Raw genomic sequence first — 22,251 nt, 5'->3', positions numbered from 1 at the left:
TCTAGCCGGTCCACTGGGTTGCCTGGGCGAAAATAAGAAAGCCCAGGGCAATCGCTATCCAGACGCAAAAAAGTGGGAAGAAGAATTTGACCCACTTTTGCCACGGCACACCCGCCAGCGCCAGGGTCGCCATAAAGTAGCCTGAGGTCGGGTATAAAATATTGCCGATACCGTCACCCAACTGGAACGCCAGCACCGCCGTTTGGCGGGTAACGCCGATGATGTCGGAGAGCGGTGCCATCAGCGGCATGGTGACCAGGGCCTGGCCGCTACCGGAGGGGACAATGAAATTGAAGCCTAGCTGGGCGAAGAACATGCCAATCGCCGAAAGCAGGGTGGGTAGACCGCCTACGAGGTTGCCAAGCCCAAACACCAGCGTGTCCATGATGTGGCCATCTTCCAGCATCACGGCAACACCGCGTGCGACGCCGGCGATCATGGCGCCGACCAGCACGTCTCGGAAGCCCAGGTTGAAGCCTGCGCATATTTCGTCGGTGTCGAGGCCTGCTATTAGGCCCACAACAATGCCCATGATGATAAACAGGCCTGCCATTTCCATCATGAACCAGCCTTGCTGCAGTACGCCATAGACGAGTACCGCGAAGAAGGCGAAGGTGGCGATGGCCGCGAGCTTCTGGCGAGCGCTGGCGATTAAGGCTGGGCTATTGTCAGCATGTTGATAAAGCGAGCGTTTTTCGGATTCGCTAGTGTCACTGCTCAGCAGGCTAAGTGAAGGTGTTTGATGCACCATACGGGCGTAACGCATAACGAAGAAAATGGCCGCGGCTAACATCACCACAAACGCCACAACGCGCAAGCCATAGCCGGAGTAGAGAGGAAGATCTGAGAGTTGCTGTCCTAGGCCGGTATTGATGGGGTTGAGCACACCCGTCGTGAAACCGACCGTGGTAGCACAAAGTGCCACCGCCGCGGCCGTGACTGAATCAAAGCGCAAGGCAATCATCAGCGGCAAGATGACCGGCACATAGACCAGCGCCAACTCTTGGGTACCGATAACCGTCGCTATGAGGGCAAAAACCGTCATCAACACGGGGATAGTGAGCAGGTTCTGTCGCGCAAAGCGGCGCGTTAGCTTGTCCACACCTATTTCAATAATGCCGGTGCGCCTTAGCACCATGAACATACCGCCGATCATGAAGGTGAAAAAGACAACTTCACCGGCACTCATTAAGCCATTCGGGATCGCCAGCATAAAGTCGACGATGCCAACTGGTGACGAAGCGATCTGCTCATAAGAGTTCGGGTCGATAGTGATGCGCCCATTCGGGCCAGGAACACGCTCGAACTGCCCGGCCGGCACAAAGTGCGTTGCTATCGCGGCCAGGGCGATAAATATGAACAGAACCGCGTAAATGTCAGGGATCCGGCACCAGCTTTTCTTGGGCGTGGGGCGATCTGAGGAAGACGAAGAGGGGGTGTGTTGGGACATGCTATGCCTCGCGTTTGTTATAAGTAGCTGACCTGAGCAGCGGTTAGCGGGCGTCACGCCGCGCCGAGGTTGCTGTTTTTGGACATGCTCGTATGATCTTAGAATTATGAAACGAAAGTTTCTAAAGAAGTTACTATTGGGAGGAGTGTTTCACAAGAGCTTTGTTAAAGATTGCTTTATTGTGGTTAGCTAATCTTGTATACAAGATGAATAACGTGTGTTTTTACTAAGTCAAATAGGTTTAAAAATGCCAGCTACTTACTACGCTCCCACCGGCGGGCACCCGCCGCAAACGCAAATCACCGCTGATCGCGCCGTGTTCACTGAAGCGTATGCGCTGATCCCCAAAGGCGTGATGCGCGACATCGTCACCAGCAATCTTCCCTTTTGGGAAGGCACCCGGCTGTGGGTGCTGGCGCGGCCGTTGTCGGGGTTCGCCGAGACGTTCTCCCAGTACATTATGGAAGTCCAGCCCCAAGGGGGCAGCGATAAGCCCGAGCCTGATCCTCAGGCGGAAGGCGTGCTGTTTATTGTGGAAGGTGAGTTAACGCTTACTTTGTCGGGCGAGCGCCACACCCTGCAGCCCGGTGGCTATGCGTTTATTCCCCCTGGCAGTTCGTGGCAGGTGCGCAACGAATCCAACGCGCCGGTACGTTTCCACTGGGTACGCAAGGCCTATGAGTTTGTGGAAGGGCTCGAGGTGCCAACGGCGTTTGTCACCAACGAGCAGGACATTGCGCCTATCGAAATGCCGGGCACTGAAGGACGCTGGGCCACCACACGCTTTGTCGACCCTGCGGACGTTCGCCACGATATGCACGTCAATATCGTTACCTTTCAGCCCGGCGGCGTAATTCCTTTCGATGAAACCCATGTCATGGAACACGGCCTTTATGTGCTCGAAGGCAAGGCCGTTTATCACCTGAATCAAAACTGGGTAGAAGTGGAAGCGGGCGATTTCATGTGGTTACGTGCCTTCTGCCCCCAGGCTTGCTACGCCGCTGGCCCAGGGCCGTTCCGATATCTGCTGTATAAAGATGTTAATCGCCATCCTGCTCTTCGTCTGGGGGCTCGTTAAAACTGGTTGCTCCAGCTTTTCAAGCAGGCAGCTTTAAAGGGTCGCGAGCTAAAGCTGCCTCCCACTAGTGCATTTATCAGGCTGGAAGTAGCCATGCCACGCTGAGTAACAAAGAACTTTAGAAGGATACAACAATGCTAGAGCTAAAAGCCGAGCCGTTGACCGCAGAGGCCTTCGCCCCTTTTGGCGATGTGATTGATGCGCGCACCTCCGCGTCGTTTCCCATCAACGCCGGGCGCACTCAGCGCCACCATGATCTTGCCAAGGTGGAAACTCTAGGCGAAAACGCTCACACGCTGATTAATATCTTCGTGAGCCAGCCGATTACACTGCCGTTGGAGCTAACGTTTTTAGAGCGTCACCCCCAGGGCAGTCAGGCGTTTATGCCGCTGCACCAGGAGCGCTTTATTGTGGTGGTAGCCCCACCGGGGGAACATATTAACCCTGCAGACGTGCGAGCGTTTGTCACCGATGGCCGCCAAGGGGTGAACTACCGAGCAGGCACCTGGCACGCCATTCAATCGGTGCTGGAGCGTGAAGGCGAGTTTTTGGTAGTGGATCGCGGCGGTGATGGCAATAACTGCGATGAGTTTCCTCTCACTATCACCGTGACGTTGACTTAAACCAACCCTCTGCGTTGCACTGCTGTCATATAGAGCGCGTTAAACTGGTAAGCTAGGGTTACTGGATAGAGTTACTTAATAAAAGTCACTACACGCTAAATTGCATGGTTGGAACATTATGAACGCACTGCACTTCTCCTCGATCCGTCGTACCAAAATTGTCGCCACCCTTGGGCCTGCCAGCGACCGGGAAGGCGTATTGGAAGCCATGCTCAAGGCGGGTGTCGATGTGGTGCGTCTTAACTTCTCCCATGGCACAGCGGATGATCACCGCCGCCGACTAACCGAGGTACGTGAAATAGCCGCCAAGCTAGGCCGCAGCGTCGCGGTGTTGGGTGATCTACAGGGGCCCAAGATTCGTATTGCGCGGTTTAGAGATGGGGCCGTGGTGCTTAAAGAGGGCCAGCCGTTTATTCTTGATATGGCGCTGGATGGCGATGCGGGCGATGTGCATCAAGTCGGCTGCGACTATAAGACCTTGTCCCAAGACGTGACCGCCGGCGACCGCCTGCTGTTAGATGACGGGCGCTTGGTGCTGGACGTGGCCCGTGTTGACGGCCAACAGGTGCATACCACCGTGGTCGTGGGAGGCAAGCTCTCTAACCATAAAGGTATCAACAAGCAGGGCGGTGGGCTCTCCGCTCCGGCATTGACTGAAAAAGATAAAGAAGACCTTAAGACCGCCGTTGAGATTGGCGTCGATTACCTGGCCATTTCTTTCCCCCGCCATGCTGAAGATATGCTCGAAGCACGCCGCTTATTAGGTGAGGCGGGTAAAGAGATTGGCCTGGTGGCCAAAGTCGAACGTGCCGAAGCCGTAGCGGATGATGCCACCCTGGATGGCATTATCGAAGCTTCTGAGGCGGTCATGGTGGCGCGAGGTGATCTAGGCGTAGAAATTGGCGATGCCAAGTTGGTCGGCGTGCAAAAGCGCATGATCAAACGAGCGCGTTCGCTCAACCGTGCGGTCATTACCGCCACGCAAATGATGGAGAGCATGATTTCAGCGCCTCTTCCCACCCGCGCTGAGGTGTTTGACGTGGCCAACGCGGTGCTGGATGGCAGCGATGCGGTCATGCTCTCGGCGGAAACCGCGGCGGGCGACTACCCGCTGGAAACCGTAGAAGCCATGTCACGTGTTTGCCTGGGAGCTGAGCGGGAAAAAACCGCCCAGGAGTCCGGTCACCGTATTCATGAAGGCTTTTCCCGCCCTGACGAGACCATTGCGCTCTCCGCCATGTACGCGGCCAACCATATGACCGGCATTACCGCGATTGCCTGTATGACCTCATCGGGCTATACACCGCTGATCGCTTCGCGCATTCGTTCGGGCCTGCCGATTGTTGGCTTGGCGCATAATCCCATTGCCCAACGCCGCATGGCGCTCTACCGCGGTGTTGTTTCGCTACCGTTCGATACCTCCGCAATGAGCGCCACCGAGCTAAACGACCGGGCCCTCGAGATGCTGGTTAAGACCGGTATCTCCAAACCTGGCGACCATGTAATCCTAACTCGCGGCGACCATATGAACGCCCATGGCGGCACCAATACCATGAAGGTAATGGAGATTACTGACGAGCATGCTAAAAGCTAAATTAGCGCATGGGTTGCTGCTCGCCTGCTTGCTTCTGATAGGTTCCCCTGCGCAGGCGGAGGCGCCTATCGTGGCGGCGGCCTCTGATCTACAGTTTGCGCTGACAGAAGCCGCAGAGCAGTTTCAGCAGGAAACCGGCCACGCCCTACGGCTAAACTTTGGCTCGTCAGGCAACTTCCGGCGTCAAATTGCCCAGGGCGCGCCCTTTGAGCTCTATCTCTCTGCTGACGAGCGCTACGTTCAAGCGCTTTATGAGGAGGGCTACACACAAGATGAGGGCGTGATTTACGCCATTGGTCGTTTAGTGTGGCTGCAGCGCGCAGGGCGTGGTGATTTACCTAACGAGGAGACGCCGCTTGAAGCGGTTAAAACCGCGTTAGAGGCGGGGACTACTGAGCGCATCGCCCTGGCCAACCCTGAACACGCCCCCTATGGCGTGGCGGCGCGGCAGGCGCTTGAGTACGCCGGGCTTTGGGAGCAAACAGAGCCGCTGCGGATACTGGGCGAAAATGTCTCCCAGGCGGCGCAGTTTGCGCTCTCCGACGATGCGCGCGGTGGGCTGGTGGCTTACTCCTTGGCGCTGGCTCCCACACTAGGTGAGCGAAGTGAGTACGTACTTATCTCTGAAGAGTGGCATAGCCCACTACGCCAGCGAATGGTACTGACCAATCAGGCTGGAGATATTGCCACGGCCTTCTATCAGTGGTTGCAAGAGGATGAGGGACAATCCATTTTGCGTACCTACGGGTTTAGCGTCGAATAATGGAAGGAGCATAATGGATTGGTCGGCGCTTTCGGTCTCATTACGCCTAGCGGCGTTCACCTGTCTTATCCTGCTACCCATCGCTATTTGGCTAGGTCGTTCTCTGGCCTATGCGCGTTTCCGCGGCAAAGGGCTATGCGAAGCGCTGATCGCACTACCGCTGGTATTGCCGCCTACCGTACTGGGCTTTTATCTGCTGTTGAGCTTTGGCCGCGACGCGCCAGTGGGCTCGTTTTGGGCAGCAATGACCGGTAGCGGGCTGAATTTCACTTTCACAGGCATATTGTTGGCCTCCCTGATCGCCAATTTGCCGTTTGCCGTGCAGCCTATTCAGCGCGCCTTTGAACATGTACCCCACAACCTGCGTGAAGCGGCCTGGTGCAGCGGGTTGAGCCCCTGGCAGACACTGCTGCGCATCGAACTGCCCTTGGTGTGGCCCGGCATTATGTCAGCGGCAGCGCTCACCTTTGCCCATACGCTGGGCGAATTTGGCGTCATCTTGATGGTGGGTGGCGCCATTGATGGTGAAACCCGCACTCTCGCTATTGCCATTTATGATCGCGTCCAGGCCTTCGATGAACAGGGCGCTGCACAGATGTCGGCGCTGCTGCTGTTGGTATCGTTTATTACCTTGGGGCTCGTCTATGGTCTGGCCGGGCGCAGGCGGTGGGTACGTGGCTGATTCGCGCATCACAGAGCCGGTCTCTGGGCCGATTGCAGGGTTGAGCGTGGCGGTCAATCAAACGGGGCCGATTCCACTGGCCGCCGAGTTTGTTTGCCAACCCGGTGAACTGCTGGCGCTGGTAGGGCCATCGGGCAGCGGCAAAACCACGCTGCTGCGCACTATTGCCGGGCTTTATCGCCCCCAGGGCGGGCGAGTGGAGTGCGCTGGAGAGGTTTGGTTTGACGCCGAGCGTAAGCATTCACTCTCGCCCCAGCGTAGACAGGTCGGCATAGTGTTTCAGGACTATGCGCTATTTCCGCACCTAACCGCCTCGCAAAATATTCAACTTCCTCTGCGCCACCTGCCCCAACCGCAACGCCGTGAACAGGCCGAGCAGTGGCTAGCCAAGGTGCGTTTAGACGGGCTGGGCAAGCGTTACCCCAACGCGCTTTCGGGGGGGCAGCGCCAGCGTGTGGCGCTGGCCCGCGCCTTGGCCCGTGACCCCAAAGTGCTGTTACTCGATGAGCCGTTTTCGGCGGTGGATCAAGTGACCCGGCGGCGGTTGCAGCGCGAGCTGGCGCTGCTGCGTCAGCAGATCGAGATTCCTATTGTACTGGTGACCCACGACCTGGAAGAAGCCGCCGCGCTGGCCGACCAAATCTGCGTGTTGCATAACGGCGTCAGCCTGCAGCAAGATGCTCCTGAGATGCTTTTTCGTCGGCCGTTGTCGCCGCTGGTGGCGCGCTTGTTAGACCGCCATAATCTGTTTGAAGGGATAGTGGTGGATGAGGGCGGCAAGCGTCGGCTGCGGTGGGGCGAAAATTATCTCGAGGTAGCCGAGGGGCTAGATAATCTGACGCTGGGTGAAAAAGTCACCTGGTACTTGCCGCCCTCCGATATTGTGCTTCACCGTCGCGGCCGTCCTTCACACGGCGAGCGGGAGAACCCGGTCGTTGCCACCGTTAGCGAACTGGTCGTACTGGGCGGCATCACTTCAGTTTCGCTAAGCGTCGATCACGGCGATATGTTACGTTTTGATATTGCCACCCATGCCGCCCGGCGTAATCAGTTAACCAGCGGCGCCGTGGTGAAGGTTTCGCTGCTGGCAGCAGGCATTTACCTTTTGCCAGGCCACCGAGTTCGCGCAGATGCGCATGACAAAAGGAAGTAAGCATGGATCCCACGCGTCGCACGCTGCTTAAGGCGTCTTTACTGTTACCGATGGCGGCACTGCTGCCGATGTCGCTACTCAGCTCGTTTGCTTGGGGGCAGGCATCTGCGCAAAAGATGCAGACGCTGGCGCTGGCTATTCACAGCGAGGGCGGCCCACATCGTCTAGAGGTTGAAGTGGCGGAAACGGCTACGCAGCGTCAGCGCGGGTTAATGGGGCGTGAGAGCTTGCCCGAAAAAAGTGGCATGCTGTTTCGCTTTGAGAACGAGCAGTCGGCCAACAATGCCTTTTGGATGTATCGCACGCTAATCCCTCTGGATATTGCCTTTATCGATAGCGATGGGCGGATTGTGGCGATTAATACCATGCAACCCTGCGAATCCTCGTCGCCGAGCGACTGCCCCTCTTATCCTGCAGGTGCGGCTTATCATTCAGCGTTAGAGGTTAATGGCGGCTACTTTGCCGAGCGCGGTATCAAAGTAGGGGACTGTGTTTCTATTCCTGAAGAAGCCGGTTTCTGCCAGCCTGGAGATTAAACTGGGCGGCGGCGAAACCTGACCACGATCAGGGCTATACCCTCGACCACTAAGCCGCCACCGACTCGTTTATGCACGCCTAGGCTGTCGTCCCTTAACAGCGCGCCGGTACCTCTTCCGCCTGCTGCAAGCCAATTAACAGCAGAGCGAAGCTCAGAAGGTCATTGCAGACGCTGCGCGATCTCTCGCCACAGCGCGGCGTAGGCGCGACCGCCCCGGCTGCTGCGGGCGAAATGCCCGACCGGAGCGCGTTCGATACCCATGCGCTCGACCTCACTGGCGTTGGGCACGGTCGTCGAAAGGCGCCTCGGCCAGCGTTCACTAAGACTCTCCATTACCTCGCGGTGCAGGGTCTTGCGGCGGTCGGCGAGGGTCACGAATGGCCAGATCGGGCAGGCATGGTCGACCGCGTCGAGATGACCGTCCAGTTGCTCAAGAGTGCGCAACGACAGGGTGGTCGGTACCATCGGCACTAGCAGGGCATCGACGCTGGAAAAGATCTGCTCGGCGAGTGCCGACAGGCTCGGCGGGCAGTCGAGTATCACTAGGTCGTAACTGCTCATCACCGGCTTGAGGATCTTACGCAGTCGGCTGGGTTTGCGGGTTTCCATCGACGCTTCCAGGTCACGCGAGCCCAGCGCCGCTGGCAGCAGGTCGAGCCCTTCGATGTCGGTCTCGCGGATCGCCCGGTCGAGATCGGCCTTGCCCTTGACCAGTTTGTCGATGCCACCACGCACTTTGGGTTTGCTGCGCAGGTAGAAGGTGGTGGCGGCCTGTGGATCGAGATCCCACAGCAATACTCGCCTGCCGTCGCGTGCCGCTTCGGCGGCGAGGTTGACGGCGGAGGCGGTCTTGCCCACGCCCCCCTTGATACTGTAAAGCGCCAGCATCTGCATAGGGAACTCCCGGCTTGGTGACTGTTCAGTCTAACTGATTGGCCTGAGTGGATATGTGACGTTTCGATGACGGCGCTGCTGCCGATGTCGCTACGCTGATTTCCCTCGATATGACCTTTATCGGCGGCGGCGAAATCTGATCACAATCAGGGCTATACCCGCGACCACTAAGCCGCCGCCCACTAGTTTATGCACGCCTAGGCTGTCGCCCATTAACAGCGCGCCTAGGCCGACTGCCAATACCGGTACGAGTAGCGTCATGGGTACCACGCGATTAACCGGGTGACGGCGTAAAAGCGCATACCAAATCCCGTAAGCGACAATCGACGACATTACGGCGGTGTAAATCATCGCCCCCCAGCCTAACCAAGTTGCTTGCTGCATCGCCTGCCACTGACCGCTCTCAAATAGCCATGACCCCAACCCTACCTGAGGCACCGCGAACAGCGCCACCCAGCCTGCCAACGCCATCGGCGCAATGGGCGGGCCACGCTTGATCAACAGCTGCGACACCGCCCAGCCCATGGCACTGCACAACAGAATCGCCAGTGGTAAAGGAGAGGGCAGCGTTGGCCCACCGGCCAGTACGACTACCCCAGCAAAAGAGAGTAGCAGCCCGACAATCCGTTTGGGGCCTAGCTTCTCTTTTAGAAAGATGACCGCTAGCAATGTGGCAAAGGGCGTGCCCATCTGTACTAAAAGCGCGCCGGTACCTGCTTCTGCATGCTCCAAACCAATAAACAGAAGAGCGAAGTGGAGGCTGCCGAAGGTGATGGATAACAGTAGCAAAAACGGCAATTGCACTCGCGCCACCGGGTAGAAGGGCACCAGCAGAACTGCGACCAGCATAAAACGTAGGGTGGTCATCAATAGCGGCGGTAGCTCCGCTACACCGACCTTGATAACAATGATATTCAGCGCCCAAATGGCGATAACAAAGAGGCCGAGCAGCAGGTCGCGTAGTGGCACGTTGATGTCCGTTGGTGGATGGAAACGATAGCCATTGTATCAGCTTGGGAGACGGCAAAAATAATAGTGAAATGAGTTGCAGGTAAGCGCCGCTACTGCTTGATACCAAAGTATTAGGTTTTTCTTTAATAGTCTATATGTTGTTGATAAACAATTGGTTGTTAACTGACTTGTGTGGGTGTTAAGTCCTTTTTGTCCCCTTTAAAGCGGTGAAAAAAGTTGCTGACTTGCACATTTAACTGAGATGTTCTAAATAAATGTAACCGATTACATTTTTGCGTCGGCGCTTTCACAACCTATAACAATCCAACAACAATGAGGTGGATATGGATACCCCACTACGCCCAAAACGTTTGAGTTCACAGGCTCTGCTGGCTGCTAGTGCAGTGGCGCTGTCAGTGCTGAGTGTGCCTGGCGTTGTTCAAGCTCAACAAAGCAGCACAGCAGAATTACCCATTGCTGTTCAAATGTATACGCTGCGTGATTTTGGCAATTTGGAGGAGCAGTTAGCCGCCGTAAATCGGGCGGGAGTCTCTGCCATTGAGACGGTGGGCACCCAGCAAGTGACAGCCGAAGAACTCAATGCTTTGTTAGAAGAGCACGCGCTTGAAGTGATCTCAAGTCATGTGCAGCTAGACGATTTGCGCAATCGCTTAGATGAAACGGTGGCTTTTAATCAGGCGGTGGGTAACGACACTTTAACAATGCCTTATCTAGCCGAGGACGCACGCCCTAGTGATGCACAAGGATGGCAGGCGTTGGGTGAAGAGCTAGGTGATATTGCCGCTGAGCTCGATGCCGAAGGTGTCCGGTTGGCGTACCACAACCATGATTTCGAGATGGAAGTGTATGACGGTAAAACCGCGTTAGAGCATCTGTTTGATGCTGCTGGATCTGATCTGCTGGCGGAGTTGGATATTGCCTGGGTGGCACGTGGCGGGTTTGACCCGGTTGAGTATGTCTCGCGTTTTGATGGCCAACTGTTTGCTGTTCACGCCAAAGATAATGCTCCAGAAGGCACCGCCGAAGAAGAGGGCGGTTTCGCCACACTCGGGGAAGGTGTACTGGATTGGGATGCAATCTTGCCTGCCATCGAGGCCGCTGGTGTTGAGTGGTACATCATCGAACACGATATGCCACTCGACGCAGAAGCGGTGATTACCGAGGGCAACAGCTTCTTACAGGAAAAACTGACAGCGCTTCGAGAAGAGTAATGCACGCCTAGGCCATCTCATTTAGATGACGAACGCGAGGATGCTTTATGAAGCGCTACCTTATTGATCGGCGTAGCCTGCTGCGCCACAGCGTTACCGGTGCTATTGGTCTGGCGGCGCTATCTCAGCTTGGCTCTCGAGCCCTAGCTGACGATATGCCTTCTCAGCGGGCACTAAAAGGCAATATCCATCATTCAGTCGCTCGTTGGACATTCGATTTTCTGTCTCTGGAAGAGCTTTGCCAGCTTTCAACCGAGCTGGGCATTACGGCGATTGATCTGGTGGGGCCAGAAGAGTGGCCTGTGCTTCAGCGGTATGGGCTCGACTCTTCCATGTGTAATGGCGCTGAGTTGAGCCTTGAGGATGGCTGGGGCGATACCCGCTTTCACTCAGAGCTGATTGAGCGATACCTTCAGCATATCGATCTGGTCAGCCAGGCGGGCTACACCAATCTCATTTGTTTTAGCGGCAATGCCCGGGGTATGAGCCCTGAACAGGGTTTGCAAAATGCCAAAACGGGGCTGAAGCAGGTTCTTGCCCAGGCAGAGGCAAAAGGCGTGGTGCTGCAGATGGAGCTGTTCAACAGCAAAATCGACCACCCCGATTACCTTTGTGATAACTCGGCTTGGGGCATTGAGCTTTGCCGTCGCCTTGATTCGCCCAATTTCAAACTGCTCTATGACATCTATCACATGCAGATTAGTGAGGGCGATGTCATTCGCACTATCCGTGAAAACCATCGCTTTTTCGGCCATTACCATACTGCCGGGGTGCCTGGGCGCCATGAAATAGACGACACCCAAGAGCTTAACTACCCCGCGATTTGCCGCGCTATTCGAGATACCGGCTTTCAGGGCTATATCGCCCAAGAATTTCTCCCTGACCGTACTAGCCAACAGGCAAAAATAGAATCACTCCAGGCAGCTATTCAGCTCTGCGATGTGTGATTCGACTCGAACAACAACACAATAAGGAAGATAACCATGCCAGATAATCACTACGATGCCATCGTGGTTGGCTCAGGCATTAGCGGTGGCTGGGCCGCTAAAGAGCTCACTGAAAAAGGCTTGAAGGTTTTACTGCTTGAGCGTGGGCGCAACATTGAACACGTGAAGGATTACCACAATGCCAATAAAGAGGCGTGGGATTATCCCCACCGCAATGAGCCGACCCAGGAGATGATCGCTAAATACCCCGTGCTCAGGCGCGACTACCCCCTTAATGAAGCCACCATGGGCATGTGGGCGGATGAGCAGGCCAATCCCTACGTGGAAGAGAAGCGCTTTGACTGGTTTCGCGGCTATCATGTAGGGGGGCGCTCACTGCTTTGGGGGCGGCAAAGCTATCGACTCAGCCCTATGGACTTCGAGGCCAACCAGCGTGAAGGTATCGCCATTGATTGGCCGATTCGCTATGAAGATATCGCCCCGTGGTATGACTATGTGGAGCGCTTTGCCGGTATTGCAGGCACCCAGGAAGGGTTAGATATTCTTCCCGATGGCGAGTTTCTGCCGCCAATACCGCTTAACTGTGTGGAAAAAGATGCTGCCAAGCGTATTGAAGAAGCCTTTGGTGGGCAGCGCCATCTTATCCACAGCCGAGTCGCCAATATTACCCAGCCAAAGCCGGAACAAAATCGCATCAACTGCCAATACCGCAATAAATGCTGGCTGGGTTGCCCTTATGGTGCCTATTTCAGCACCCAGTCCGCCACGCTTCCCGCGGCGGTGGCCACAGGTAATCTAACGTTACGGCCATTCTCGATTGTCAGCCAGGTGCTGTACGACAAAGACCGTCAGCGGGCGCGGGGCGTTGAGGTGATTGACGCTGAGACCCATGAAGTCCATGAGTACACCGCTGATGTCATCTTCCTCAATGCGTCTACGTTCAACACCACCTGGATTTTGATGAACTCCGCCACCGATGTCTGGGAAGGGGGCTTGGGCAGTAGCAGTGGAGAACTGGGTCACAACGTGATGGATCACCACTTCCGCTGCGGTGCCAGTGGCGAAGTGGAAGGCTATCTCGACAAATACTACTTCGGACGCCGTCCTGCGGGCTTTTACATTCCGCGCTTTCGCAACGTAGGCGATGAGCAGCGAAGCTACGTGCGCGGGTTTGGTTATCAAGGAGCGGCGAGCCGCGAGGGCTGGGATCGCGAAATTGCAGAGCTCAATATCGGCACTGATTTAAAGCAAGCACTTAGCCAGCCAGGCGGTTGGACGATCGGTATGACGGGCTTCGGCGAAATGCTGCCCGATCACGATAACCGCATCTCCCTTGACCACAGCGTTCGCGATAAATGGGGGCTGCCGGTGCTGTCGATCGACGTTGAACTCAAGCAAAACGAGCGCGATATGCGTCGGGACATGGTTCAAGATGCGGTCGACTTACTTGAGGCCGCGGGCGTGAAGAACGTCACAGGTGACGTAGGCGATTACGCGCCAGGCATGGGGATCCATGAGATGGGCACCGCGCGTATGGGCCGTGACCCGAAAACCTCAGTGCTCAATAGCCACAACCAGGTGTGGGATGCGCCCAATGTGTTTGTTACGGATGGCGCCTGCATGACGTCATCCTCTTGTGTAAATCCTTCTCTAACCTATATGGCGCTTACCGCTCGGGCGGTGGACTATGCGGTGGAAGAGCTGAAGCGGGGGAACCTGTCATGAATCGTCGCGAATTACTCAAAATGATCGCCCTGACGACCGGTACAGCGATGATTGGAGGCAAATCCCTATTTGCCTTTAGCGATGCTGGCCAGTCAGACCATCCCTTTAGCAGCCGTGATGTAGAGCGACTGGACGAGCTTGCCGAAACCATTCTGCCGAGAACCGATACCCCAGGTGCTAAAGACGCTGGCGTCGGGGAGTTTATGGCCCTGTTCGTCAGCGACTGCTATACGCCCTCAGAAAGAGAGGTGTTCTATTTTGGTTTAGCGCAGCTTGAGGCGCGTAGCCGAGCGGCTTACGAACGTGATTTTATAGCGCTGAGTGGCGAGCAGCGGTTAGAGCTCATAACCGAGTTGGATCGCGAAGCGATGGCGCACGCCCAGCAACAGGCTCGTAGAGAGCAGCCAACCCCTGCTGAGGAACTGACCGCAGAGACCCAGACTGCGCAAAATCAAACGACGGAAATCCAGTCATCCCAGGAGCACGCGGATAGCGAGGAAGCGCTGCCGCACTACTTCACTATGATGAAGCAGCTAACGTTGTTCGGCTTCTTCACCTCAGAAGTTGGCGCGACTGAAGTCTTACGCTACGAAGCGGTGCCAGGCCGCTACGAGGGCTGCGCGCCTTATAACGGCGAGCCTGCTTGGGCCACATAATGAAAAGGAGAGCATTGATGAACTATCAATACACCCAGGCATTCTGCTTATTGGCTTGTGGCAGTTTGTTGGCATTCGACAGTGCGGCTCAGGAGGGCGGCTCGGATAAGTCGCTGACACCCGAACAGCAATCCACCAAAACAGAAGTGTGGGAGCCTGTGCCACCTTTGGTTTCGGTGCCTGAGACGGGCGTTCCTTCCGATGCGATCGTGCTATTCGATGGCACAGGTTTAGGCGCGTGGGAAGCCGAAGAGGGCGGGCCAGCCGAGTGGCACGTGGAAGACGACGTGATGACGGTGAATCGCGGCGCGGGAGGAATACGCACACGTCAGGATTTCTGCGACGTGCAGCTCTACTTGGAGTGGAGAGCGCCGGCCGATATCGATGGCATGGAGGGTCAAGATCGTGGCAATAGCGGCGTCTTCCTGCAGGAGCGTTATGAAGTGCAAGTGCTGGACTCCTATGACAACCCGACCTATCCCAACGGCCAAGCGGCATCTATCTACAAACAGCATATTCCGTTAGTCAACGCATCCCGCCCGCCCGGTGAGTGGCAGAGCTATAACATCCTCTACACCGCGCCACGTTTTGATGATGAAGGCGCCCTTGAATCGCCTGCCTACATCACCGTTCTGCATAACGGTGTAGTGGTTCAGCACCATGCTGAAGTGCAAGGCACCACCGAGTGGATTGGCGAACCCAATTACGAAGAAGCCCACGGCTGCGCACCCATTTACCTGCAGGATCACGATGCGGACGTTAGCTTTCGAAACATATGGGTGAGGGAGCTATAGCAAGACGTTGATAAGAACCCTAAGCGTAAGCCCAGCCTGCTGATGCTAGACAGCATCGCCGGACTGGGCTTTTATGTTGCTGGTTCTGCCGTTAATTGGTGGTTGTTGAGTTTTTCTTTTCGATGGTTGGTGCTGATGAAATATGAGTTTAGTGCCCTTTTTTTATGTGTAAGCGCGTCGTGCAATAATGAGATGTTCTCAGCATAATCGTTGCAAGCTACTACGGTTCACGCTGTCTGTTATCCTAGTGAGAAGGGGGTTCAGGCAATGGAGAGGAGTCGGCATTAATGCAGAACGCTCTATTGCTTTCTCGCTGCTAGTAGCTCCAAATTAACGAGTGAGAGGGCAAGGAAAAATGAATATAAACCCATCAATTGCTGCAGTGCTGTGCCCTATTCTGGGTTTGGTTGCGATATCTCCTTTTATCTTCTTATCAACAGTAAGTGGCTTCATCATCGCTTTATTATGGGTAAATGTTCTATTCGCTTGCTTGCTCGCCTCTCCGGTCATGCTACTTATCCACAGCTACCTTGAGTTTAAGGTTGTGTCGGGGTACTGGCAGTATGGCCTTGTCGGAGGAGCATTATCTTTTCCTATTGTGATCCTTTTGTTTTTTGCCGAATCACCATGGGAAACCCCTTTTCTTATAAGTGCTTGGATGGTTCTCTCTTTTATCATTCTTCGTGCATTAGTGGGGCCACCTTCGGTGAATCCCGCGAATGTTGTTCCTTATTCAAACAGTACGAGAAGACATCAGTAATGTACTTTGTATATATCACGATGTTTTTAGAGTTTCGCTATTATTTGTGAATCGACGAAAGTAGCTGTATTTTAATACTGCTGGCTTTATCTATAGCCTTGTTACGTTCAACTGACTAGAGATTTTATGGACAGCTTTTTTGAAGAGATAGGCAGGGGGTTTTTTAGGGGAATAGGTTACATACTGGCAGAGATATTCTTCAGAACAATTTGTTACTGGGTTGGCTGGCCAATATGTAAACTAGTTACTTTGGGAAAATATCCTTCGGCTTCTAAAGTGATATATCTCGATGAGCATAGGAGTCGAGCCGACGGCGCTTTGTGTGCAGTAGTGGGTTTGCTTGCGTTGATTGTGTTGGCTCTGTATCTGTTAGGACAGTTTTCGTACAAAGCTTAGTAAGCCGGGCACCGCCAATGCACCCGACTGTTTTTATGCTCTATACCCTTACACGTTAGACTTAGCCGTTACGCTTTTATCGTTTTTAAAGGTGAGGTAGAACAACACCAGAACCGCGATAGCAAATGCCGCTGGGAACATCCAGATGCCTTGCCAGTCGTGCGCTCCGTTGGTGGAGAAGTGATCGGTAATCTGACCGGCTACCCAGAAGCCTATTAGCATGCCTACCCCGTAAGTGGCCAGCGTGATCATGCCCTGGGCAGAGCTTTTAAACTTCTCCCCTGCGCGGGCATCGGTGTAGATTTGGCCGGTCACGAAGAAGAAGTCGTAGCACACGCCATGCAGTGCAATACCAATCAAGAGCATAAACACCATCTCATCGGCGTTACCGAACGCAAACAGCGCATAGCGTAGCGCCCACGCCAGCATACCGATCAGCAAGGTTTTCTTGATACCAAAGCGATGAATAAAGACCGGTAGCAACAGCATAAACAGCACTTCCGATACCTGGCCCAGGGTCATTTTGCCGGTTGGATTGGTCACGCCGATCTCTGCCAGAAAAGGGTTGGCGTTTTGGTAATAAAATGCCAGCGGAATACAAATCAGAATAGAGGCGATAAAGAAGATGGCGTAGTTGCGGTCTTTTAGCAGGGCCAGTGCATCTAGCCCTAGTACTTCTTTTAAGCCAACCGGGCCGTTTGCTTTAGGCGGCGTGGCGGGGAGGCTAAAGCTGTATAGGCCTAGGGCTAATGATGCGATAGCGCACATCAAAAAGGTGTTACGCAGCATGCCGTCGGCGATGCCTTGAGAAGAGTCCCAGGCGAATAAGTAACTGATACCCAAGCCCGCGATAATCCAACCGATGGTTCCCCATACGCGGATTTTGGCGAACTCCTGGCCTGGGTCGCTCATTTGGCGAAAAGAGACTGAGTTAACCAGCGCCAGTGTCGGCATATAGATAATCATATACATCAACACTAACGGGTAAAACGTACTGAAATCGCTGGCGACATACAGGCCGTACATTAACGCAGCGCCTGCTAAGTGGAGTACGGCGAGAATACGCTCGGCGTTGAAATAGCGGTCAGCGATCAAGCCAATAATGAAAGGGGCAATAATGGCACCCCAGGATTGGGTGGAGAACGCCATGCCAATCTGACCACCGCTGGCGTTGAGGTTGTTGGCCAGGAAGGTGCCCAGGGTGACAAACCAGCCGCCCCAGATAAAGAACTGCAAAAACATCATGATACTGAGTCGTGTGCGTATCATAGCCATGACGTGATCCTTTGTTGTGGTTGTGATTAAAAAAACAGTCAATTAACGGTGTGAAGGAAGACCAAGAATTCGACGGTTGCGCGAAACACTGGTGGTGACACCGGCAAAATCATCAAAAGCGCGACCGGCGGGTTGAATCAGATGGGCTTCGATAAAAGGTGAGCCCTCTGCAGCGCCTTGGGCGGCGTCCTTAATACAGCACTCCCACTCAAGCACCGCCCAGCCATCAAATCCGTACTGCGTCAGGCGGCTAAAAATCCCGCTGAAATCGATCTGCCCATCGCCTAATGAACGGAAGCGTCCAGGGCGCTCTACCCAACCCTGGTAACCGCCATAAACGCCGCTGCGGCCATTGGGGTTAAATTCAGCGTCTTTAACGTGGAACATGCCGATACGCTCGTGGTAGCGGTCGATAAACTCGAGATAATCCAACTGCTGCAGCAGTAAGTGACTGGGGTCATAAAGAATTTTCGCCCGTGGATGGTTGTCCACTGCCGCCAGGAACCGCTCGAAAGACGCACCGTCGTGAAGATCCTCGCCAGGGTGAATCTCAAAGCACAGATCAACACCTGCCTCATCAAAGGCATCCAGAATTGGCCGCCACCGCCGGGCCAGCTCGTTGAACCCTTCTTCGACTAGCCCCTCAGGACGTTGGGGCCAGGGATAAACAAAGGGCCATAGCAGCGCCCCGGAAAACGTCGCGTGAGCCGTTAAACCAAGCAGTTGGCTAGCTTTGGCAGCCAGTTTTAACTGCTCAATGGCCCACTCGGTACGCTCTTGGGGCTTGCCGTGTAGTTCAGCGGGGGCGAAGTCATCGAATAAGTCGTCGCAAGCGGGATGCACGGCGACCAGTTGGCCCTGTAAGTGGGTCGAGAGTTCGCTGATCACAACGCCGGCTTTTTCGCAGCGGGCGTTTAACTCATCGCAGTAACTTTGGCTTTCAGCGGCCTGGCGCAAGTCGATAAAACGACTGTCTGCAGTGGGTAGCTGAATGGCTTGATAGCCCTGTTCGGCCGCCCAGCGAGCGATTCCTTCGAGGCTATCGAAAGGCGCTTCGTCGCCGATAAACTGGGCCAGGAAAATGGCGGGCCCGCGGATGCCTTTGTGGGTGTTGGGCATGATTAGGCTCCCGTTAGTTGAGTGGCAGGCAGTGGTGTCCATTTCTGTTCGCTTTTGGCGCTGGTGGTGACGGCCTCGATAAACGCCATGCCACGTAGCCCGGAGACCATGCCGGGAACGCCCTCAACGTCGCCTTGCTTGCCTTGATGAATGGCGTGGGCAAAGTCGCGGTAAAGGTTGCCGAGTGCTTCCAGATACCCCTCAGGGTGGCCGCCGGGTAGGCGCAAGCGCTGCATCGCGCTGGGGAAAAGGTCGGGTTGGTCGATGCCCGCACGGAGGGTGCGCATCGGTGCTTGAAGCGGGCGGTAGAACAGGCTGTTGGGCTCCATTTGGTGCCACTCCAACGCCCCTTTGTCGCCGTAAATACGTATTTTAAGTGCGTTTTCTTCCCCGCTGCAGATCTGGCTGGCAATGAGGGTTCCGCTGGCGCCTTGATCGGTGCGCAGCAGTACATCGCCATCATCGTCTAATTGGCGGCCATCGGCGTGGCTGGCAAGCGAGGCGCAGAGAGCGCTAACACGATGTCCGGAAATAAACTCGGCGAGGCCGAAAGCATGGGTGCCAATGTCGGCCATGCAGCCGCTGATACCTGCGAGCGAAGGGTCGGTGCGCCACGCGGCTTGTTTATTACCCTGCTGTTCTAAACGCTCGCCTAGCCAGCCCTGGGGATACTCCACATGAATTTTGCGAATGCTACCTATTTGGCCCTCGCTCACCATTTCTCGGGCTTGCCATACCATGGGGTAGCCTAAGTAGGTATGCGCCAAGCCATACAGGCAGCCGCTGGCATGCCAGCTTGCTGCTAAGCGCTGAGCTTCTTGGAGCGATACTGCCGCCGGCTTTTCGCAGAACACATGAAAACCTGCCTGCATGGCCGCTTCCGCGATCGGCACGTGAAGATGATTAGGCGTTACGATCACCAATAACTGCATGCGTTGTTCGGCGGGAAGTTGCTGCTCGCCTTCCAGTAATTGCTGCCAGTCAGCGTAAATACGCTCGTCGGGGAGGTGGCACGCTTCGCCAGTCAGTTGGTTGTTATCCGCCGAGCGGCTAAAGGCGCCACATACCAGCTCGCAGGTATCGTCGAGGCGAGCAGCTAAGCGGTGAACTTGGCCGATAAACGCCCCTTGCCCGCCGCCGATCATGCCTAAGCGGATGCGGGGTTGATTGGGTCGCGGCATAGAAAGGCTCCTGCTTTAATAAAACTTATGAATTTTCAGGTGGCGCTTGCTGCGCTTGTACAGACGATAATGTAACCGGTTACATTTGGCTTGAAATTAGGGCTTTACGCTATAAGCGTCAATGCGACAAAGGTCTATCGGTGCGCGCGAAGGGTTGGGAAATCGCGCGCTGAGTTTAACGCTGGGATACGTTAAGCTGATATGAATAATGCCGCGCAACCATCTGCTTACGGCGATTACCTAGTGATAAGGGAGGCCATGACCAATATACGTAAGGTCGCCGAGTTAGCGGGGGTATCGGTAGCGACCGTATCACGCGCGTTAAAGTCGCCGGATATCGTCTCACCGGCCACCCGGGAAAAAGTGCTGAAGGCCGTTGATCAAGCGGGCTACAAGCCTAATTTGATGGCGGTTCAGTTTCGCTCTCAACGTACTTATAACTTAGTGGTATTGGTACCCACGATCGCAAACACCTTTTTTGCGCGGGTAATCAGCGGTATTCAGGAAGCTGCCCAAGAACGCGGCTACGGCGTTCTGCTGTGTAATACGCTTGGTAATGAGGCGATGGAAACCCAATACGCCAGTTTAGTCAGTACCCGCCAGGCGGATGGCGTGATTCAACTGCGTGCTTTTAACCCTTTTTCTGAAAAGGCGTTTCCTGCTGGGGCGGTATTGCCCATGATCAATGCCTGCGAGGTGCTGGACGATGCGCCCTGTCCCACCGTCAAACTCGATAACCGAGCGGCAGCCCGGGAGGCCACCGAGCACTTGATCTCCCTGGGGCATCGTCGAATTGGCATGATTAAAGGGCCTCGGCGCAGCCCCTTGACCCGTGACCGCCAACAAGGCTACCAGGATGCGTTGAGCGCAGCGGGCATTCCGTTAGATGAGTGCCTGCTTTGTCCTGGCGATTTCACGCCACGTTCTGGTTATCAGGCGGCTGAAACGCTTATTGCTTTAGCGGAGCGCCCCTCCGCCATTTTTTGTGAAAGCGATGAAATGGCCATAGGCGCTATAAGCCGTATCAAAGAAGCGGGCCTGCGGGTGCCGGAGGATATTTCGGTGGCAGGCTTTGATGATATTGCGTTTGCTTCTTACAGCGACCCGCCGCTGACGACGATTGCCCAACCGGCGGAAGCCTTCGGACGCGAAGCTGTTGCGATGTTGATCGAGGTGCTGGAAGGGCGGCAAGTAGACAATTTGGTGTTGCCTTATACCCTGGTCTCAAGGGCCAGTACTGCCACATGCCGACCTTAGGCGACTTCCTTTCGCGTCCTAAGTGCATACAATAAGTGGGGCTTTCTCGAAAAGCTTCACAACTGCTGTCCACGCACACCACTAAACGCACATCATAAAAATAGCTAAAAAAGGATCTACCATGACGCTGACACGCCCAATGGCTCGTTTAACCGCTGGCTTGGCCGGTGCGGCTCTGCTGACCGCCTCCCTTTCTGCACAAGCACGCGAACTCTCGGTTTCTACGGTTTTGTCTGACGCTTTCCCCTGGGGGCAGGCGGCTGAGAAGTGGGCCGAACTAGTTGAGGAGCGTAGCGACGGCGAGTTAACGCTGCGCGTTTACCCCAACTCTCAACTGGTTTCCGGTGACCAAACCCGCGAATTTTCCGCCATGCGCTCCGGGTTGATTGATGCCGCTGTGGGCTCGACCATCAACTGGTCGCCCCAGGTGCCGGAACTTAATCTATTCTCTTTACCGTTCTTCATTCCCGATGAAGCCGCCGTTGATGCGGTTACCGGTGGTGAAGCAGGGGAGTTGGTTTTTGAAGCAATCGAATCTCGTGGCGTTATCCCGTTAGCCTGGGGTGAAAACGGTTTCCGCCAGGTTTCCAATTCTCGCGGGCCGATTAGCCAACCAGACGACTTGGACGGCCTGAAAATCCGCGTTGTTGGCTCGCCGCTGTTCCAGGATACCTTCTCGGCATTGGGCGCCGACCCCACCCAAATGAGCTGGACAGACGCTCAGCCTGCGCTGACCACCGGCGCCGTTGATGGCCAGGAAAACCCACTCTCTGTGTTTGACGTCGCGCGCATTGATCAAGTCGGCCAGGAGCATTTGACACTCTGGAACTACATGAATGACCCACTGATTTTTGCGGTCAATCAGCAGGTATGGCAAACATTGAGCGAAGAGCAGCAAACCCTGCTGCGCGAAACCGCGGTAGAAGCGGGTGAGTGGGAAATCGCCATGACCCGTGAAGAAGAGGGCGAGCGGCTTGCGGCGATTCAAGAGCGCGGCGTCACAGTAACCGAGCTTTCCGATGAGCAGTACCAGGCGTTTGTCGATGCCACCCAGTCCGTTTACGAAAAATGGGCGCCGCGGATTGGTGAAGAGGTGGTAGAGGCCGCACAAGCCGCTATCGACGCGCGTTAATTACTTTTGATGTTCAAACTCCCGGCCTTGAAGGCTGGGAGTTTTTTGCTG

Annotated in this window: 21 protein-coding genes; 15 read left to right on the top strand and 6 right to left on the bottom strand. The window is 55.2% G+C overall.

What is annotated here, in order from left to right; translation table 11 throughout:
• Position 1: 1 nt before the first annotated feature.
• Complete coding sequence (locus K7H09_RS04360; RefSeq protein WP_141440719.1) at positions 2–1,450, bottom strand: YfcC family protein; 1,449 nt, start codon at positions 1,448–1,450, stop codon at positions 2–4.
• Between the two features lie 247 nt (positions 1,451–1,697).
• Between K7H09_RS04360 and K7H09_RS04355 the strand changes: the two genes are divergently transcribed.
• From K7H09_RS04355 to K7H09_RS04325, 7 genes are all read left to right on the top strand, one after another.
• On the top strand, positions 1,698–2,528 hold the full coding sequence (locus tag K7H09_RS04355; RefSeq protein ID WP_027958098.1) for a bifunctional allantoicase/(S)-ureidoglycine aminohydrolase: 831 nt from the start codon (positions 1,698–1,700) through the stop codon (positions 2,526–2,528).
• Positions 2,529–2,662: 134 nt separating this feature from the next.
• Positions 2,663–3,151 carry an ureidoglycolate lyase gene (locus K7H09_RS04350; protein ID WP_022522264.1) on the top strand — a complete coding sequence of 163 codons (489 nt, stop codon included), beginning with the start codon at positions 2,663–2,665 and terminating at the stop codon, positions 3,149–3,151.
• Between the two features lie 118 nt (positions 3,152–3,269).
• Positions 3,270–4,745, top strand: coding sequence for a pyruvate kinase (pyk, locus tag K7H09_RS04345; protein WP_039859403.1), 1,476 nt, complete (start codon positions 3,270–3,272; stop codon positions 4,743–4,745).
• Complete coding sequence (gene modA / locus K7H09_RS04340; RefSeq protein WP_141440720.1) at positions 4,732–5,508, top strand: molybdate ABC transporter substrate-binding protein; 777 nt, start codon at positions 4,732–4,734, stop codon at positions 5,506–5,508. Before pyk ends, modA begins: the two co-directional genes overlap by 14 nt.
• Before the next feature lie 13 nt (positions 5,509–5,521).
• Complete coding sequence (gene modB, locus K7H09_RS04335) at positions 5,522–6,190, top strand: molybdate ABC transporter permease subunit (protein WP_027958096.1); 669 nt, start codon at positions 5,522–5,524, stop codon at positions 6,188–6,190.
• Complete coding sequence (locus K7H09_RS04330; RefSeq protein WP_230803736.1) at positions 6,183–7,343, top strand: ABC transporter ATP-binding protein; 1,161 nt, start codon at positions 6,183–6,185, stop codon at positions 7,341–7,343. The genes modB and K7H09_RS04330 overlap by 8 nt, the downstream gene beginning before the upstream one ends.
• 2 nt (positions 7,344–7,345) lie before the next feature.
• Positions 7,346–7,879: a DUF192 domain-containing protein gene (locus tag K7H09_RS04325; RefSeq protein WP_141440722.1), complete on the top strand. Its 534-nt coding sequence runs from the start codon at positions 7,346–7,348 to the stop codon at positions 7,877–7,879.
• A 161-nt stretch (positions 7,880–8,040) separates the two neighbouring features.
• Here K7H09_RS04325 and K7H09_RS04320 read toward each other — a convergent pair whose 3' ends face one another.
• Together K7H09_RS04320 and K7H09_RS04315 are read right to left on the bottom strand one after the other, a co-directional pair.
• Positions 8,041–8,775 (bottom strand): ParA family protein, encoded by a 735-nt coding sequence (locus K7H09_RS04320; protein ID WP_141440723.1) that lies wholly within the window; start codon positions 8,773–8,775, stop codon positions 8,041–8,043.
• 117 nt (positions 8,776–8,892) lie between these two features.
• Positions 8,893–9,744, bottom strand: a complete 852-nt coding sequence (locus K7H09_RS04315) for a DMT family transporter (RefSeq protein ID WP_022522271.1) — start codon at positions 9,742–9,744, stop codon at positions 8,893–8,895.
• Positions 9,745–10,070: 326 nt separating this feature from the next.
• Between K7H09_RS04315 and K7H09_RS04310 the strand changes: the two genes are divergently transcribed.
• The 6 genes from K7H09_RS04310 (at position 10,071) to K7H09_RS04285 (ending at position 15,840) form a co-directional block, all read left to right on the top strand.
• Positions 10,071–10,958, top strand: coding sequence for a sugar phosphate isomerase/epimerase family protein (locus tag K7H09_RS04310; protein WP_051430479.1), 888 nt, complete (start codon positions 10,071–10,073; stop codon positions 10,956–10,958).
• A 47-nt stretch (positions 10,959–11,005) separates the two neighbouring features.
• A complete protein-coding gene (locus K7H09_RS04305; RefSeq protein ID WP_230803733.1) occupies positions 11,006–11,905 on the top strand; it encodes a hydroxypyruvate isomerase family protein in 900 nt (299 codons plus the stop codon).
• A gap of 36 nt (positions 11,906–11,941) precedes the next feature.
• Entirely contained in the window at positions 11,942–13,630 is a 1,689-nt protein-coding gene (locus tag K7H09_RS04300) for a GMC oxidoreductase (RefSeq protein ID WP_141440726.1), read from the top strand.
• Positions 13,627–14,286, top strand: a complete 660-nt coding sequence (locus K7H09_RS04295) for a gluconate 2-dehydrogenase subunit 3 family protein (RefSeq protein ID WP_141440727.1) — start codon at positions 13,627–13,629, stop codon at positions 14,284–14,286. Before K7H09_RS04300 ends, K7H09_RS04295 begins: the two co-directional genes overlap by 4 nt.
• Positions 14,287–14,303: 17 nt before the next feature.
• The gene (locus tag K7H09_RS04290) at positions 14,304–15,080 is read left to right on the top strand and encodes a 3-keto-disaccharide hydrolase (RefSeq protein WP_141440728.1); all 777 of its coding nucleotides are present in this window, start codon (positions 14,304–14,306) and stop codon (positions 15,078–15,080) included.
• Positions 15,081–15,435: 355 nt separating this feature from the next.
• Entirely contained in the window at positions 15,436–15,840 is a 405-nt protein-coding gene (locus K7H09_RS04285; protein WP_141440729.1) for a hypothetical protein, read from the top strand.
• Positions 15,841–16,284: 444 nt separating this feature from the next.
• Here K7H09_RS04285 and K7H09_RS04280 read toward each other — a convergent pair whose 3' ends face one another.
• Genes K7H09_RS04280 through K7H09_RS04270 form a run of 3 tightly spaced genes read right to left on the bottom strand, consistent with a single transcriptional unit; the run spans position 16,285 to position 19,811 of the window.
• The gene (locus K7H09_RS04280; protein ID WP_141440730.1) at positions 16,285–17,511 is read right to left on the bottom strand and encodes a nucleoside permease; all 1,227 of its coding nucleotides are present in this window, start codon (positions 17,509–17,511) and stop codon (positions 16,285–16,287) included.
• A 42-nt stretch (positions 17,512–17,553) separates the two neighbouring features.
• Positions 17,554–18,630 (bottom strand): sugar phosphate isomerase/epimerase family protein, encoded by a 1,077-nt coding sequence (locus K7H09_RS04275; protein ID WP_141440731.1) that lies wholly within the window; start codon positions 18,628–18,630, stop codon positions 17,554–17,556.
• A 2-nt stretch (positions 18,631–18,632) separates the two neighbouring features.
• Positions 18,633–19,811, bottom strand: coding sequence for a Gfo/Idh/MocA family protein (locus K7H09_RS04270; RefSeq protein ID WP_141440732.1), 1,179 nt, complete (start codon positions 19,809–19,811; stop codon positions 18,633–18,635).
• Between the two features lie 258 nt (positions 19,812–20,069).
• Between K7H09_RS04270 and K7H09_RS04265 the strand changes: the two genes are divergently transcribed.
• Complete coding sequence (locus K7H09_RS04265; RefSeq protein ID WP_039859393.1) at positions 20,070–21,068, top strand: LacI family DNA-binding transcriptional regulator; 999 nt, start codon at positions 20,070–20,072, stop codon at positions 21,066–21,068.
• A gap of 121 nt (positions 21,069–21,189) precedes the next feature.
• Positions 21,190–22,200: a DctP family TRAP transporter solute-binding subunit gene (locus K7H09_RS04260; protein ID WP_009287382.1), complete on the top strand. Its 1,011-nt coding sequence runs from the start codon at positions 21,190–21,192 to the stop codon at positions 22,198–22,200.
• Positions 22,201–22,251 lie beyond the last annotated feature (51 nt).

The sequence above is a fragment of the Halomonas sp. IOP_14 genome, from assembly GCF_021021315.1.
GTDB lineage: Bacteria > Pseudomonadota > Gammaproteobacteria > Pseudomonadales > Halomonadaceae > Vreelandella > Vreelandella titanicae.
Note: the sequence above shows the minus strand (reverse complement) of the source record. Positions and strands in the feature narration are given on the sequence as shown.